20 protein-coding genes are annotated in these 15,860 nt (G+C 37.7%); 16 read left to right on the top strand and 4 right to left on the bottom strand.

Annotation, left to right across the window (positions count from 1 at the left end; all coding sequences use genetic code 11):
• The first annotated feature begins 6 nt into the window (after positions 1-6).
• From ablB to M3189_RS15550, 4 genes are all read left to right on the top strand, one after another.
• Positions 7-861: a putative beta-lysine N-acetyltransferase gene (ablB, locus tag M3189_RS15565; protein WP_251634990.1), complete on the top strand. Its 855-nt coding sequence runs from the start codon at positions 7-9 to the stop codon at positions 859-861.
• 53 nt (positions 862-914) lie between these two features.
• Positions 915-2,300 carry a sigma-54 interaction domain-containing protein gene (locus M3189_RS15560; RefSeq protein WP_251634989.1) on the top strand — a complete coding sequence of 462 codons (1,386 nt, stop codon included), beginning with the start codon at positions 915-917 and terminating at the stop codon, positions 2,298-2,300.
• A gap of 323 nt (positions 2,301-2,623) precedes the next feature.
• Positions 2,624-4,057: a lysine 2,3-aminomutase gene (ablA, locus tag M3189_RS15555; protein ID WP_251634988.1), complete on the top strand. Its 1,434-nt coding sequence runs from the start codon at positions 2,624-2,626 to the stop codon at positions 4,055-4,057.
• A gap of 11 nt (positions 4,058-4,068) precedes the next feature.
• Positions 4,069-4,350 (top strand): YokU family protein, encoded by a 282-nt coding sequence (locus M3189_RS15550; RefSeq protein WP_251634987.1) that lies wholly within the window; start codon positions 4,069-4,071, stop codon positions 4,348-4,350.
• A 39-nt stretch (positions 4,351-4,389) separates the two neighbouring features.
• On the opposite strand, the gene M3189_RS15545 is transcribed toward M3189_RS15550, so the two are convergent.
• Positions 4,390-5,493 carry an AI-2E family transporter gene (locus M3189_RS15545; RefSeq protein ID WP_251634986.1) on the bottom strand — a complete coding sequence of 368 codons (1,104 nt, stop codon included), beginning with the start codon at positions 5,491-5,493 and terminating at the stop codon, positions 4,390-4,392.
• A gap of 113 nt (positions 5,494-5,606) precedes the next feature.
• Here M3189_RS15545 and M3189_RS15540 point away from each other — a divergent pair, with 113 nt between their 5' ends.
• Both M3189_RS15540 and M3189_RS15535 read left to right on the top strand, forming a co-directional pair.
• Positions 5,607-5,828, top strand: coding sequence for a YozE family protein (locus tag M3189_RS15540; RefSeq protein ID WP_251634985.1), 222 nt, complete (start codon positions 5,607-5,609; stop codon positions 5,826-5,828).
• Positions 5,829-5,959: 131 nt separating this feature from the next.
• Positions 5,960-6,670 carry a hypothetical protein gene (locus M3189_RS15535; RefSeq protein ID WP_251634984.1) on the top strand — a complete coding sequence of 237 codons (711 nt, stop codon included), beginning with the start codon at positions 5,960-5,962 and terminating at the stop codon, positions 6,668-6,670.
• A 3-nt stretch (positions 6,671-6,673) separates the two neighbouring features.
• On the opposite strand, the gene M3189_RS15530 is transcribed toward M3189_RS15535, so the two are convergent.
• On the bottom strand, positions 6,674-6,841 hold the full coding sequence (locus M3189_RS15530; RefSeq protein ID WP_251634983.1) for a hypothetical protein: 168 nt from the start codon (positions 6,839-6,841) through the stop codon (positions 6,674-6,676).
• A 178-nt stretch (positions 6,842-7,019) separates the two neighbouring features.
• Here M3189_RS15530 and M3189_RS15525 point away from each other — a divergent pair, with 178 nt between their 5' ends.
• The 5 genes from M3189_RS15525 (at position 7,020) to M3189_RS15505 (ending at position 9,542) form a co-directional block, all read left to right on the top strand.
• The gene (locus M3189_RS15525) at positions 7,020-7,193 is read left to right on the top strand and encodes a YozD family protein (protein WP_081954691.1); all 174 of its coding nucleotides are present in this window, start codon (positions 7,020-7,022) and stop codon (positions 7,191-7,193) included.
• A gap of 171 nt (positions 7,194-7,364) precedes the next feature.
• A complete protein-coding gene (locus tag M3189_RS15520; RefSeq protein ID WP_133367100.1) occupies positions 7,365-7,544 on the top strand; it encodes a hypothetical protein in 180 nt (59 codons plus the stop codon).
• Between the two features lie 44 nt (positions 7,545-7,588).
• Entirely contained in the window at positions 7,589-8,350 is a 762-nt protein-coding gene (locus tag M3189_RS15515; protein WP_251634982.1) for a serine/threonine protein kinase, read from the top strand.
• A gap of 13 nt (positions 8,351-8,363) precedes the next feature.
• Complete coding sequence (locus M3189_RS15510) at positions 8,364-9,134, top strand: sporulation protein (protein WP_251634981.1); 771 nt, start codon at positions 8,364-8,366, stop codon at positions 9,132-9,134.
• A 99-nt stretch (positions 9,135-9,233) separates the two neighbouring features.
• Positions 9,234-9,542: a YodL domain-containing protein gene (locus tag M3189_RS15505; RefSeq protein WP_251634980.1), complete on the top strand. Its 309-nt coding sequence runs from the start codon at positions 9,234-9,236 to the stop codon at positions 9,540-9,542.
• 48 nt (positions 9,543-9,590) lie between these two features.
• On the opposite strand, the gene M3189_RS15500 is transcribed toward M3189_RS15505, so the two are convergent.
• On the bottom strand, positions 9,591-9,728 hold the full coding sequence (locus tag M3189_RS15500; RefSeq protein WP_095250585.1) for a hypothetical protein: 138 nt from the start codon (positions 9,726-9,728) through the stop codon (positions 9,591-9,593).
• Between the two features lie 160 nt (positions 9,729-9,888).
• On the opposite strand from M3189_RS15500, the gene deoD reads away from it, so the two are divergent.
• The 3 genes from deoD to M3189_RS15485 all read left to right on the top strand — a co-directional run bounded on the left by deoD (position 9,889) and on the right by M3189_RS15485 (position 13,126).
• Positions 9,889-10,593 carry a purine-nucleoside phosphorylase gene (deoD, locus tag M3189_RS15495; protein ID WP_251634979.1) on the top strand — a complete coding sequence of 235 codons (705 nt, stop codon included), beginning with the start codon at positions 9,889-9,891 and terminating at the stop codon, positions 10,591-10,593.
• A gap of 104 nt (positions 10,594-10,697) precedes the next feature.
• Positions 10,698-11,498: a M15 family metallopeptidase gene (locus tag M3189_RS15490; protein ID WP_251634978.1), complete on the top strand. Its 801-nt coding sequence runs from the start codon at positions 10,698-10,700 to the stop codon at positions 11,496-11,498.
• Between the two features lie 131 nt (positions 11,499-11,629).
• On the top strand, positions 11,630-13,126 hold the full coding sequence (locus tag M3189_RS15485) for a S41 family peptidase (protein WP_251634977.1): 1,497 nt from the start codon (positions 11,630-11,632) through the stop codon (positions 13,124-13,126).
• A 43-nt stretch (positions 13,127-13,169) separates the two neighbouring features.
• Here M3189_RS15485 and M3189_RS15480 read toward each other — a convergent pair whose 3' ends face one another.
• A complete protein-coding gene (locus tag M3189_RS15480; protein ID WP_251634976.1) occupies positions 13,170-13,880 on the bottom strand; it encodes an AlbA family DNA-binding domain-containing protein in 711 nt (236 codons plus the stop codon).
• Positions 13,881-13,997: 117 nt separating this feature from the next.
• Here M3189_RS15480 and M3189_RS15475 point away from each other — a divergent pair, with 117 nt between their 5' ends.
• Positions 13,998-14,936 (top strand): CobW family GTP-binding protein, encoded by a 939-nt coding sequence (locus tag M3189_RS15475; protein ID WP_251634975.1) that lies wholly within the window; start codon positions 13,998-14,000, stop codon positions 14,934-14,936.
• 70 nt (positions 14,937-15,006) lie between these two features.
• A complete protein-coding gene (locus M3189_RS15470; RefSeq protein WP_251634974.1) occupies positions 15,007-15,828 on the top strand; it encodes a hypothetical protein in 822 nt (273 codons plus the stop codon).
• Positions 15,829-15,860: the final 32 nt, after the last annotated feature.

Genomic DNA, 15,860 nt, shown 5'->3' with positions numbered 1-15,860 from the left:
AATAAGATGAATCAAAGTACCTCCACTATCCAAATCGATGAAAGTAATTTCTTTCTAGAGATTTACCTGGATCCTTTTAATAAAAGAATTCGGATTGATGATTATCGCGGTAATACAAATTTACTTATTGAAAAAGCGGAGGAGTTAGCCCGCAAATATCAAGTAGAAAAGTTAATAATGAAAGTGCGGTCCGAGGATTTTTTACACTTATATGAAAAAGGCTTTCAACCGGAAGCAGTGGTCGACCGCTATTTTCTCGGTTCTGATGCTCATTTTTTTTCAAAGTTTTATTCGGTGGAGCGAAAGAAGAATGACCATTGGATTACGGAGGACGGCATGATTCACAGTATTTATCAATTGGACACCACCATTGATAAGCCCTATCCGCCAAAGGAGTATGAATTAAAAAAAGCAGATGAAGCATGTGCCGAAGAGCTTTCAGGATTATATCGCCAGGTGTTTCAGATTTACCCTACACCCTTACATGACCCCGAATATGTGAAAAAGACCATGAAGGATGGGACCATCTATTACGTATATTTTTATCAGGGCAAAATTGTCAGTGCTGCATCTGCTGAAGTGAATTCTTTTTATAAAAATGCAGAATTAACCGATTGTGCGACCTTAACCGAACATCGGAAATATGGATTAATGAAAATTATCCTCCGTGAGCTAGAGAGGGAGCTAAAAACGCAGGGGATTTTCTGTGCTTATTCGATTGCTAGAAGTTTATCCTTTGGAATGAATGCTGTTTTGTTTCAGCTTGATTATAAATATCGCGGCAGATTAATGAATAACTGTTATATTTACGACAAGCTGGAGAATATGAATATGTGGGTGAAGAATCTGGCAAACTGCTAATATTTCGGCTGTAGGTGACGAATTTTCGGCACCTTTTAAAGGGAGGTGTAGCAATGGTTCAATTAACTGCTTTAACGCAGGAAGTTCTTTCAGCCATCCTGAAAACCATCGATGAAGGAATCCATGTGGTCAATACGGAAGGTAGAACCATTTTTTATAATGAGGTTGCAGCAAGGCATGATGGCATGAATGTGAAGGAGGTACAGGGTAAAGATTTGCTTGAGGTTTTTCCTTCTTTAACCGAGCAATCAAGTACACTGCTTAGGGTGATTAAAACGGGCAAACCCATCTATAATCAGACACAGGTATATGTAAACATCCATGGAGTGAGAATTGATACCATTAATACCACGCTACCTATTTTTGTTGATAAGCAAATTATTGGTGCAGTTGAGATTGCGAAAGATTATACTCGAATGAAACAATTATCAGAAAGTCTATTAGATTTACAAAAGAGTGTGAATAGAAACAATAAGAAAAAAACATTGAAAACCGTAAAGTATACGTTAGATGATTTAAAGAGTGTTAATCCGATTTTCCAGAGCCTGAAGGCCGAAGCTAGAAAACTGGCAAAATCAGATTCACCCATTCTTGTATACGGAGAAAGCGGAACTGGGAAGGAGTTGTTTGTGCAGGGGGTGCATCACGAATCCCTTCGCGGGGACGGGCCGTTCATTGCTCAAAACTGTGCGGCCATCCCAGAAACGCTGCTTGAGAGTATTCTTTTTGGTACGGCAAAAGGAAGCTATACCGGTGCGGTTGAGAGAAAGGGGCTTTTTGAGCTGGCAGACGGCGGTACACTATTTCTTGATGAACTTCATACCATGCCAATCGAGTTGCAGGCTAAGCTGTTACGGGTATTAGAAGATGGAATGGTGCGAAGAGTCGGAAGTGCACAAAATATTTCGGTTGATGTCCGCGTGATTGCAGCCATGAATGTCCATCCTAGTGCTGCCCTTGAAAATCAAAAGATTCGCTCTGACCTTTACTACCGTTTAAATGTCTTTACCTTTTCACTGCTGCCGATTCGAGAACGAAAAGAGGATATCCTGTTTTTAACGGATTATTTTATTCAGTTTTTTAATAAGAAATTGAATAAAAGGATTAAAGGGATTGAGAAGAAATTGGAGAGCTTCTTTATGAGTCACCTTTGGCCAGGGAACGTAAGAGAGCTAAAGCATACGATTGAATACATGATGAACGTGTGCGAGGATGATATCCTTCAAATGGCAAACCTGCCAATCATGATGAAACAGCATGGTGTAACGAATGAAAATGTTGAGAACAGCCTTTCGTTAAGAAAAAATCTCGAAGAAATGGAAAAACAACTAATCGATTCTGCACTGAATTTGTCAGACGGCAATATCAACCAAGCGGCCAAGCTCCTAGAATTACCTAGACAAACTCTCCAATACAAACTAAAAAAGATAAGAGATTAACCGCCGAAAAATCGGCGTTTTTTTTGTTTTATATTTTATGGCTGTGTTTAAGGATCATGTGATTTTGGCACCTGTTGATTGGAGCGGAAGGCGCTTGACTCCTGCGGGATGAACGAGCACCGTGAGACCCCGCAGGTCAGAAGGACCGAGGAGGCTCACGGGCGAGCCCGCGGAAAGCATAGCGCCTGGAGCGCAAAACAACAGCCAAATTTAACACAGCCCACTTAAAAAAAGATAAAGGTGCCCCATCCTTACTGGACTAAGCGCATTGGCATAGTTCTTGCATAATATCTAAGTAAAGCAGGGTAAGGAGGAATTAAAAAATGAAACAGACATTATATAAGCCGGATAGGCATTGGAAAGATATAGAACTATGGAAAGACGTAAGTGAAGAGCAATGGAATGATTGGCTCTGGCAGCTAACAAATACCATTCGCACACTGGAAGATTTAAAAAAGGTAATCAACCTAACTCCTGATGAAGAAGAAGGAGTAAGAATCTCAACCAAAACCATTCCCTTAAATATAACACCCTACTATGCTTCGCTTATGAACCCTGATGACCCACGCTGTCCGATTCGGATGCAGTCCGTTCCAATCTCTAAAGAAATTCATAAAACGAAATATGACCTTGAAGATCCACTTTATGAGGATGAAGATTCACCAGTACCTGGGTTGACACACCGTTATCCAGATCGCGTTCTATTTCTTGTCACCAACCAGTGTTCGATGTATTGCCGTTACTGTACGAGAAGAAGATTCTCAGGACAAATTGGAATGGGCGTACCAAAGAAGCAGCTAGATGCAGCGATTAATTATATCCGGCAAACCCCACAAGTACGGGATGTGTTAATTTCTGGGGGCGATGGACTGCTGATAAATGATAATATTCTTGAATATATTTTGAAAAATCTTCGTGAAATTGACCATGTTGAAATTATTCGGATTGGAACAAGAGCCCCAGTGGTATTCCCGCAAAGAATTACTGAAAACCTTTGTAACATCTTAAAAAAATACCATCCGATTTGGTTGAATACTCATTTTAATACATCAATCGAAATCACAGAGGAATCTAAAAAGGCATGTGAAATGCTAGCTAATTCTGGTGTTCCAGTCGGAAACCAATCGGTCATCCTCGCAGGCATCAACGACAGTGTGCCGATAATGAAAAAGCTTATGCATGACCTCGTGAAAATCCGTGTACGCCCATATTATATTTATCAATGTGATTTATCCGAAGGAATTGGTCACTTCCGGGCACCTGTTTCCAAAGGACTTGAAATTATTGAAGGCCTCCGCGGACATACAAGTGGCTATGCAGTGCCGACTTTTGTGCTCGATGGTCCTGGCGGCGGCGGTAAGATTTCACTTCAGCCGAATTATTTAATTTCACAAAGTGCAGAAAAAGTTGTCCTTAGGAATTTTGAAGGTGTGATTACCTCTTATCCGGAACCAGAAAATTATCAGCCTGGAACAGCAGAAGATTATTTTAAAGAGATTTATCCAGATATGGAGGAAAAACGCTCAAATGTTGGGATTGCCGGAATTATGAACGACCAGCATTTCAACCTAGTCCCTGAGGGCTTACAGAGATTAAATCGCCGAAAAGAATACAATCAAAATCCTTCCCATACCACCTTGAAGGATAAACGAAGCAAGCGTGATGAGTTGAAGGAAAAGAAATTCCAAGCTCTTCAAAACAAACCAGCACCTGCTGAAAATAAAGATTCCGATGGTAACTCTACATCGAAAGAATAGAGGGGATGAAGATGGGATTAGTCTGTGACTGGTGCGGGAGCGCTGCTGAAAATGGGGAGAATATTGTTTATTGGGAGCTTCCTGACGGCACAAGAGCCATTCAAATTATAGAAACCCCCGCAGTCGTTTGCGAGGATTGTAACATGGTGTATCAAACAGATGAAATAACGAAGGAAATAGAGGATCAATTATTCCTAATTGATACGAAGAAAATTGGAAATAGCATCAGCTATAAAGAGTTAATGTCTCTTCCAAAGCTTTTGAAGAGAAATTATTTTGATTTTACTTCCTAACTCAAAAACCCCTATCAGCAGCCGATAGGGGTTCTTTCTTTACTCAGTTTGTATAGGTTTTGCTGCGTTTTTTCTCGCTCGTAAAAACTTAACTAGGTTTAAGACAATGGTTTTCATGACTGCATAAAATGGGATTGCCAGTACCATCCCTAAGACCCCTGCCAGATTACCGGCAGCTAGTAAGATAATAATGATGGTTGCTGGATGGGTGTCCAAGCTTTTTCCAAGAATGAGCGGTGATAATACATTCCCTTCCACTTGTTGCGCAATGAGAATAACTACTATAACTAACAATGCTTTTGTTGGAGAATCGAATAAAGCTACGATTACCGCAGGTGCTCCTCCAAGAATTGGACCGATATAAGGAATAATGTTAGTAAATGCTACGATTAAGGCCATGACAAGTGCAAAGGGTAAATCTATAATCAAGTATCCGATAAACGCCAGCGTGCCCACAGCCAATGCTACTGTAACTTGGCCCTGAATATAAGCAGATAGTGTATCACCTGTCTCTTTAAGAATGGATAAGCCTTCTTCCCTGTATGGGTTGGGAAGAAATTTCGAGATTGCTGTAGGAAACTTGTGTCCATCTTTAAACATGTAGAATAACAAAAAAGGAACCGTGACTAAAATGATAGCAATATTGGTTATTACACCAAGTATATTCGTTATGCTGCCTGTAATGGTGTTTGGCAGGGTATTTGCAAATTCTATGAGCCTTTCCTGCACAGTTTCAAGAAGATCCTTTTGCTCGTCCATGATCCATTTAAATTCAGATGACTTCATGACATTATCAAAAAATTGCATGGTTTTGTTAGCATATATTGGAAGTTCGTTAGCGAGAGCCGTAAATTGTTTTGTAATCGCAGGAATTAAATTTCCAATTGCAAGGACACAAATGAGTATAAATACAACATAAATGATAATGATGGCTAATAATCTAGGCACTTTATGGCGCTGTAGAAAATTAACAACTGGATTAAGTAAAAAGTAAAGAAAACCTGTTATCAGAATGGGGAAAAAAATCGTTGAAAAAAAGATTCCGATTGGTTCAAATAAGAAGGATATCTTAGTTGAAACCCAAATGATGGTTACTATTAACAAGACTTGAATTAACCAGTATTGAAATTTTTTCTTTGCCAATGTTTGTACCTCAGTTCCTATATATTTGGTAAAATTATATCAAATCTTTATCTGTTATAGTATCTTTAAGTTAAATCAATTTTTGTCCCAGAATAGAAAGAAAGGCGCTATGTATGTTTAAATCCTTTTATCACTTTTTAATGAAATACCGGCACCCAGAACCAAAGGATGCCATCAGTGTTTTTGCGAATGAGGCTTTTTTGGACCACAGCTTCCCAAAAACATCGGAAGACTACCATGAGCTCAGTACTTACTTGGAATTGAATGGTCATTATCTAGAGTCCATGACTATATTTGATGAGGCCTGGGAGCTTTATTTGGTATCAGAAAGTTAATTATATTTATGTAAAACTCATTAAATCGTCTCTGCAAAAAGAGGCGATTTTTCTTTTTTACCATTGTGAGCGGGTACATCCATTGGTGCATATACTATTGTAATCAAAATTCACGACTCATCATTGAGAGGATGGAGGATATGAAAAGAAGGAATATACCGAAGTATAAGGTCGGTGATACGGTCGTGATAACGATGTATGGTACTGTTGGCAAAATAACCGATGTCAAGTTGATTGACGGGAATTATGTGTACGAAGTGAACAAAAGTGATGGTCTTTTTGTTGAATCTGGACTGCAGCTCCTTTCAGAGTATGAAGGAGATTTGGTGGAACAAGAACAAATAGATATTGAATATAAATTCTTTTTCGGAGATTTAGTTCAAGTCGCCGGATATGGCGCAGATTTGTTTAAGATTGTCGGGTTTCGAACAGAAATTTGGCGCTACAAAGAAGATGCATGGGAAGATGTTATCTACGAACTTTCCAGAATAAGTGATGGGGAATGGCTGGAAGCGGGTGAAGAGGAAATGACACTCGTTGCAGACGCTGAGAGTGCGGACACGTTTATTCAAAAACTAGGACTCCTGTATTTAGTCAATAACGAAGAAAAGCAGCAGGTCGCAATTTCAAAAACACAAAAGAATATTGTGAGAAAAGCAGAACTAGAAGAAATTGAACGGAAAAAGGAAAAGAAGCAGCTAATCGATAATTTATTAGATATATTTAATGATTACAAAATTTTATATACCATGTTTCACGACCAGGAGTATTTTCAAGTTATGCGTGTCATTTTAAGGAAATTAAAGAGTATTGTAAATGACGATGGTAAAAGCCAGGTCTAGCTTCTACCACCTTGAAATTGCGATGAATAAATAAATGACCAAAGGAATCCCACCCCATTTTATTAGAAAAAATTGACTCTCTAAAATCTTTTCAAAGGCAGTGATGATCAATCCATCTTCCTTATTCACATCATCAAGAATAGCTTCAAATTTCGCTTGTAGGTTTGACATACTTTCACCTCATAATCATATTTTTTATATATCCTATGCTTGTCCAAAGAAAAAAAGACATATTTATCTTTTATTTTGCACTCTATGTTTAAGCTGCAGAATATTTACCGATTCTTCTAGAAGTAAATAGCATGAATGTGCAGAATTCATCATACATTCGTAAAAAGGGGGCGATGCTATGAGAGAAATTGAAGTATTTATTGATACAGAGGAGATTGCTGAATTTTTCTTTCATGAGCTGGTGAAAAGAGGATACGTTCCTACGGAAGAAGAATTGGAAGAAATCGCTGATATCACCTTCGAGTATCTCATCGAGAAAAGTATTATCGACGAAGAAGTAGAAGATGAATAGGTAAAATATCACGATACTGTATTCATCTTTTTAATAAGAAGTAGCGAAAGACGAGCATATGAACCTGCTCGCTTTTTGTTTGTGATATTTTTTTGCTATTTTTCATTAATTGGTGAAACTTTACTATTTCTTTACCGTATTAAGAATAGCGAAGATGAGGAGGAATGATGGATGCTTAAAAAGATTTTAAAATCAATTCTTGGAAGTAAACTTCATCATCAAAAAAAATATTCACATTCAAGTAATGCTTGGAAGAAAATGAACCATCACAAACATAAGCACCTAGGACACCAGCACTATAAAAAGAAGCATAAAAGCGGTAGTTTCTTTTCCAGCTTCTTTAGTAGTTAATTACTTATATGTTTAAAAGAATGACTTTATTTGCTGCTAACATAATGGAAAGTAGATTTCAGCCAAATGAAATCATTGGAGAGCGATACGAGATTATCAACCATTTAGGCGTTGGAAGCTATGGAAATAGTTACTTAGTATTTGATCAGGTTTCGCAGCAAATGAAAGTACTAAAAGCCTTACGCATCCATAAAAGAATCACGAAGTCAGGAAAAAGGGATTTTGAGCTTGAAAAAGCCCTGCTCCAATCCATTAATCACTCCGGGTTTCCTCGTTTTTTCGAAGATGGTATTTACAAAAACATACCATTTTATACAATGGAGTATATTGAAGGTAAGAATTTTGAACAGTTAATCTTTCAGGATGGTCAAAAATATTCAGAGATAGAAGCGTTTAGAATTGCTAATCAATTACTAGAGCACATAAATTATTTACATGAACAGCAGCTAATTCATAGAGATATTCGAATCCCAAATGTAATTGCGAATGGTTCTAAGATTGTACTTATAGATTTAGGGCTTGCAAGGAAATGTAATCATGAGAAAGCAGGCGGGATAAAGCAAATCCGGCATTTGCGCAAAGAGGTGAATCCCCAGGCAGACTTTTATGGCCTTGGTCATTTTTTGTTGTTTTTACTTTACTCCAACTTCTCTTTTTCAAAAAAAATGAAGGAAAGCAGCTGGGAAGAGGAATTGGAGATATCATATCAGGCAAAGCATATCATCAGCAGACTTTTACAAATAAAAGACTGTTATGAGTGCTGTGCACAAGTAAAGTCAGATATCCAAAAATTAATTGTAGTATAGGGAGGAAATAACAATGTCTTTTTTTGACAAAGTATTTGCTAGTGTAGGAATTGGGTCTGCAACGGTTGACACAAAGCTCGAGAGGGATACGTATAAGCCGGGAGAAACAGTTAATGGTATTGTAGAAATTAGAGGTGGAAAGGTAGACCAGCAAGTAGATGATATCTATTTGTCATTAAATACTACCTATTTAAAAGAATCAGATGATAAAAAGTATAATGTGACAGCTACCATCGATCGTTTCCGAATTACAAGCCCATTTACAATTGGAAAAAATGAAAGAAAAGAAATTCCTTTTTCATTCCAGCTTCCACTAGATACACCGCTTTCTATCGGCAGGTCAAAAATTTGGGTAACAACTGGATTAGATATTAAAAACGCAGTGGACCCAGGAGATAAAGACTATATTCAAGTTGTTCCTGATCAATTAATGAATGCCATTTTTAATGCTGTGGACAGTCTTGGTTTCCGTTTGCGTGAAGCTGATTGTGAAGAAGCATCCTACAAAGTCCGCGGCCGCTTGCCATTTGTGCAAGAATTTGAATATGTACCAACCTCTGGACCATTCCGTGGAAGATTAGATGAGCTAGAAGTAGTACTCAGACCATCAGGAAATGGTGTAATCGAGTTACTCTTACAGGTTGACCGTCGTGCGCGCGGATTGGGTGGATTATTTGCAGAGGCAGCTGGTTTGGACGAAAGTAATGTCAGAATGACGGTAACAACGGCTGATATTCCAACCCTTCAACAGCAAATTCAGAATGTTATACAAAGATTCTCTTAATTTTCGACAAAAAAAGACAGGTTTCACTGGAGGATTCTGCTAGGCTCATCTCTAATTATTAGAGTAAATACTTTTACTTTAATGATTGGAGGGGATAAGATGATCAAGGCGATAACCAGAAGAGCGAGTATTCAATATGATGTGACAATCTTTCAAACTCCAAAGTACAGAGAATACAAAGGGTATAAACAAGTCTATCGTACATTCATTCAAGCAGGCAGCCATGAAAGTTGTTTGGAAAAAACATTTAGTCTCTTTAATGTAACCGATCGAATTCCATCGAATTATCAGGGAAGATTTCTTGCTACTGGAGATATCATTTTAATAGATGAAGGTCGCGGCGGACAGCATTATTATCAATTAAAACCAGGCGGGTGGCAGCCTGTTAATCGAATCCTAATAAGATGAAATAAAACCTAAGGAGAAAATCCCTTAGGTTTTATTTTGTTCTATCAGTTATTGACCATTACTTTTTCGACCGCCAGATGCTTCATTTTCTTTTGCATGGGCATTATGCTCTGCCTCAATCGCCTCAGGTGGAATATGATTATTTTTCTTTGGACGATTGGTTTGTGCTCTATGCTTTTTTCCCATAATTTTATGAACCTCCTTTGGATAATCTAAAAATAGCTTCCCACAAATAGAAAAATTCATGACGTTTTCGATGAAAGGTTTTTCATTCTAAAAAGTGTTGTGATATATTGACTAGTGTGAAGTTGCTTACTTCACTATAATTGAATGGAGGATTTTTTATATGAGTGTACATATTGCTGCAAAAGAAAATGAAATTGCTGAAACGGTATTATTACCTGGAGACCCGCTAAGGGCTAAATATATTGCAGAAACCTTTTTAGAAGATGCAAAATGCTACAATGAAGTGAGAAATATGTTTGGGTATACAGGTACATATAAAGGGAAGAGAATTTCTGTTCAAGGAACAGGAATGGGTGTTCCTTCTATTTCTATTTATGTAAATGAATTAATGAACAGCTACAATGTCCAAAACTTAATTCGTGTCGGCACATGCGGAGCGATTCAAAAGGATGTTAAAGTCAGAGATGTTATTTTGGCAATGACCAGCTCGACCGACTCTAATATGAATCGTCTAACCTTTGGAGGTGTAGATTTCGCTCCTTGTGCGGATTTTGACTTGCTAAAAAAGGCCTATGACGCAGGTGTAGAAAAAGGGCTTAGTCTAAAAGTAGGGAATATTTTTACTGCAGACTCTTTCTATAATGATAATGCTGATCTTGAAAAATGGGCAAGGTATCAGATTCTTGCCATTGAAATGGAAACAACAGCATTATACACGTTAGCTGCTAAATTTAACCGAAGAGCATTGTCGGTACTAACTGTAAGTGATCATATTTTAACAGGTGAAGAAACAACTGCGGAAGAAAGACAATTAACATTTAATGATATGATTGTGGTCGCACTAGAAGCAGCGACAAAAGAATAGGTAAAACCACCTCTTTCTAGTATGGAAAGAGGTTTCTTATTGATTTTTTTGGCGAAAATAGATATAGTGCAGAAAGAATAAAGAAAGATAGATAGGTGAGAATAATGGTATGGAAAAATATGGTATTAATTGGGTCAATGACCGTTGTATTTAGCGGCTGTAGTCAAATCAATTCACTAGTAGATAAGCTGCCGTTCGCTTCTAATGACTCTAGTAATAAACAACAAACCCAACAAGACGAATCTCCGATAAATGATCCACTCAGCTTAGAATCAATTTTCTTCAATGAAATTAAAGAGGTTGATGGCAAGAATGTTATCCAAAATTCAACGAACGTCATGGCATTGGTAAACAAAGAGTTTTACTTGCCAGAAGATTATATACCTGAGGATCTAGTCAAGCCAGAAGTAGAATTCTCCTTTAAGGAAGAGGATATCGAAAAAAGCTTAATGAGAAAAGAAGCGGCAGAAGCATTAGAGAAAATGTTTGCTGACGCTTCGAAAAATGGTATCGAAATTATTGCTGTATCGGGATACCGCTCCTATAGCAGGCAAAAATCGTTGTACGAAGCAGAAATAAATAGAGTGGGTATCGAAAAAGCTGAGCAGGCTGTAGCTATTCCGGGTGCAAGTGAACACCAATCTGGGTTAGCTATGGATATTTCGAGCAGGTCGAATAAATTATATTTAAATGAAGCCTTTGCAAATACCACTGAAGGTAAGTGGCTAAAAGAAAACGCTCATCGCTTTGGCTTTATTTTGAGGTATCCGAAAGAGAAAAAGGACATTACAAATTATATGTATGAGCCGTGGCATTTCCGTTATGTCGGTGTGAAGGCAGCAAATATTATGTACAAGAATAACTGGACACTAGAGGAATATTTCAATGAAGTTAAGAAAATCTAATAGTGATTTCAGGCACTCCCTACCAAATGGATGTGCCCTTTTTCTTTCTACATAACTTTTCTTGTGTTTTTTTTAATAAAAGATGTTATTCTAATCACTAAGGGCTAGTTTTACATATTATTTTTTGGAAAATGAAAGTGGTGAAATCTTTGGATGAACAAAAAGTTGATCAAGAAAATCTTGAACAAGAGCAGGTAACAGATAAGAAATCCGGGTATATACACATTAAAAAATTCCAGTTTATATTGATTTTGTTTTTCCTAGTATTGCTATCTACTGGCATTACAACCTTTGCTTTATCGTTTGGGGATGAAAAAGTCATTACAGTTGGTACGGAAAGACAAGAATTTGAAAAGCTATACACTGCCTATGATACGCTGAAGAATGGATATTTTGAGGAGCTGGATCAGAAAAAACTGATCAATGGGGCTATTGATGGGATGGTAAAAGCTCTAGACGATCCCTATACTGACTATATGAGTGTGGAGGAAGCGGAAAATTTCCATTCCTCAATTAGTTCTTCCTTTCAAGGAATTGGTGCTGAGATTCAAGAGAAAGACGGACATATTTTGATTGTGTCACCGATTAAGGGCTCTCCTGCTGAAAAAGCAGGGTTAAGGCCGAATGATATCATTACGTCTGTTGATGGAAAAAGCCTGCAGGGTATGACCTCCACTGAAGCCGTAACCATTATTCGTGGAAAAAAGGGAACAAAGGTAGAATTAACGATTCAGCGACCGGGAACGGACACTCCTGTTAAGGTACCGATTATCCGAGATGATATTCCAATTGAAACCGTTTATGGTGAGATGGTTGGGGATGGTATTGCCAAAGTTCAAGTCACAAGTTTTTCTACTAACACCTCAAAGGATCTTACTGCAAAGCTAAATGAACTGCAGGAACAAGGGATGAAAGGGTTAGTCTTAGATTTGCGTCAAAATCCAGGCGGACTATTAGAGGAAGCCATTAGTATTTCAAGTATGTTCGTACCTAAAGGAAAACTACTATTAAAAGTGGAAGACCGGAATGGCAAAATCGAGGAATATCCATCACAAAATGATGGGAATCCAGACTTCCCGCTGGTCGTATTAATTGATAAAGGCAGTGCCAGTGCTTCTGAAATTCTTGCAGGGGCTGTAAGTGAATCTGCGGGTGTTAAGCTAGTGGGGGAGAATTCCTTTGGAAAAGGAACCGTTCAAACAGCCAAGGATTTCCCTGACAAATCCAACATTAAATTTACAACGGCAAAATGGCTTACGCCAAATGGTAATTGGATTCATAAGAAGGGAATTAAGCCTGATATTGAAGTTCCACTCCCTGATTATGCAACATTACCCATCATTAATCCCGACAAAGAGCTGAAGCTTTCAAGTTCATCAACTGAGGTTGAATCAGCACAGAAAATGTTAAAGGCTATTGGGTATGATCCAGGACGTGAAGATGGATTCTTCGATGAGAAAACACAGGAGGCTGTTAGTAGCTTCCAAACAGCAAATAATCTACCCGCTGATGGAATTTTAAAAGGGGAAACTACCTTTAAATTAATGGAAAAGCTTAGAGAACAGATTCAAAATAATGATACTCAGCTTCAAAAAGCAATTGAGGTACTAAAAGAGGAAATGAAATAATGAAAAGCCTGAACCATTTTTGTGGTTCAGGTTTTTTGCATTATCAATTTTCAGGAAGAATATCTAATAATTGCCGGATTCTATCTTTTTTACGTTCTATCACTTCTGCAATAAATTGACTATATTCATTATTTTTTTGTGAGGCAAGCTCCTCATATAATTCCTTTAATTGGTCAAGGTGCTCTTTCAGGGTATATTCATTCACGCCAGACCCTCCTGACTGTACCTTGCGTAAAATAATTTCCACGAGTTTATCATTTGTTGCTTCAAGGGTTTTTGTCCCTTGTCGAACATAAATGGCACCATAACGAAGCTCATTCCGCTGAACAACAGAGGTATAGGGCACATATTTCGGATCATATTCAATGATGAGGACCTGAAACCTTTTATAGCTTAACGTTTGTTGGTCACTTTTAAAATAAAAATCCTCCGTTCGATATTTTAAGTATTTTGGCAGTAAATTAGCCAATTTATTATCTATATCTGCTTTATCTAAAAAATCTTCTTCATTAAGTCCAGTTAAGGAAATTGAACCCTCATCATTTTGACTGACACCAACAATAATACAGCCGCCGCCCGAATTCGCAATTGCAAGCACGTGTTTCGCCATCTTAGAAAATTCTGTCCATTTTGTTTTAAAATCAAGGAAATCTGTTTCACCCGTATTGTGTAGGAGAAGGTCTTTTAAGGATTCATGTGAAGGATTTTTAATAAAATGAAGGAGACTTTTTGGGTAGACATACTCATAGATCATGAGGAAAGGTCCTTTCTGAATATTCTTTTACTACCATTATAAGCTACTTTTATCTGGTTGATAGCCCAATTTCAGCTATAATAAAAGGAATATCAGATGAAAAAGAGGTAAAGAGAGATGACCAACACAGAAGTATATATATTATCCGGATTTTTAGGAAGTGGAAAAACGACACTATTGAAGAAATTGCTTGAAAATGAGCGATTATTAGGCCGAAAAACCGCTGTGATGATGAATGAACTAGGAAAGGTTTCAATTGATTCAGAAGTCGCTCGAGACGAAGATGTAGCCTTGAAGGAGTTATTGGGGGGCTGTATCTGCTGTTCTATTCAGGACAAGCTGGAAGCACAGCTGCAGGGCTTATTATTGAGCGAGAAACCAGAGGTTATTTATATTGAAACCACGGGTGCTGCACACCCTGTTGAAGTTCTAGATGCTATCCTTTCCCCCATATTTGCAGACCAGTTTACGATAAAAGGAATTGTAACAACGGTGGATGGATTAAGATGGCGTGACAGAAAGACGTTGAGTCCACAGGTTCATCAATTATTGCTTGAGCAGGTTAGACACGCAGATTTTATCCTTGTTAATAAAATGGATGAATTGTCGGAATCAGAGCAGTCAAAAATAATTTTCGAAATTCAAGGTATCAATTCTGCGGCACGCTGCTTATTAATCAATTATTCTAATGTCTCTATTGATGAATTGAGAAAACTGACACTTTCATCTTTTTCAAAACAATCCAGTGCGGATTTTTCAAAAAAGGCACTGAATTTGACTACGTTTGTCTATCAATTTCAAGAGCCAATCAGTCATTCCGACTTCGAGGATTTCTTAAAGGGATTACCTGAAAAGATATATCGAATCAAAGGCTATATTAAATTTGATTCTTTATCAAAACCATATCTCTTCCAATATTCTTATGGAATGCCATTATTTATGAAGGAAGAGATGAATTTACCCTTAAATCTGGTGTTTATCGGTGAAAATATTGAGTGGTCTGAGATTGAGGAAAAGCTTTGTAAACTTGAAAGAAACTTTAAAAAACAAAATTAAAATGAATGAACATTTCTTCTTCAGGTAACTCTTTTAATGTAGTTATTTTTTCATTGTAAAGGGGGATTAGATGAAGAAGAAAACAGTTCTTGTGATGGTTATTCTATTCCTCCTTTGTGCTCAAGGGATTCAAGCAGCAACAAATATTAGTTACAAAGTTGAAATGCTGCCATGGGAAGAAGTCAATAATGTGCTGCCAAAGTATACAAAGTTTACGGTTTTGGATCTTGAAACAGGGAAGAAGTTTAAAGTTCAAAGACGTGCAGGCAGTCATCATGCCGACGTACAGCCATTGACACCCAAGGACACAAATATCATGAAAAAGATTTACGGAGGAAAATGGAGCTGGAAGCGGCGTGCCATCATCGTGATTCGTGATGATCAATGGATAGCCGGTTCGATGCACGGGATGCCGCACGGTGGGGGTGCCTTAAAAAATAATTTTCCAGGGCATTTTTGTATCCATTTTTTCGGCAGTACAACCCATCGTACAAACGCTATGGACCTTTCACATAAGCTGATGATACTCAAGGCAGCTGGGAAATTAGAAGAATACTTAAGTATGACCTCACCTTATGAGACGGTTGAAGCGTATATAGCCGGTATTAAGCAACAGGATGCTTTTATTTCAAAGTTGATTTCCGTACAGAAGCTTAAATGGAAACCGGTACTAGGAAAAGTTGAGAATGTTAGAATTACCCGGATGCCAATCTTACCGGCAGAAGATTTAAAAAATGAAATAAGTATGGACGTTCCCATTGAAATTGATTGGTTTATTAAAAATAGAGGAGGGCAGCACTTTCGTGGTGTAATCCATTTAATCCGATTTTCAACGATGGATGCATGGAAAGTAGACTCTGAATCGTTTTTAAAAGAGAATAATCTTAAATAACAGAGAAAACACCTTTAGCATAAGTTAAAGGT

Origin of the sequence: Neobacillus niacini, from assembly GCF_023715415.1 — a bacterium.
GTDB classification, from domain to species: Bacteria; Bacillota; Bacilli; order Bacillales; family Cytobacillaceae; genus Neobacillus; species Neobacillus niacini_C.
The sequence above is the reverse complement of the archived record's forward strand: the minus strand, read 5'-3'. Positions and strand labels throughout refer to the sequence as shown.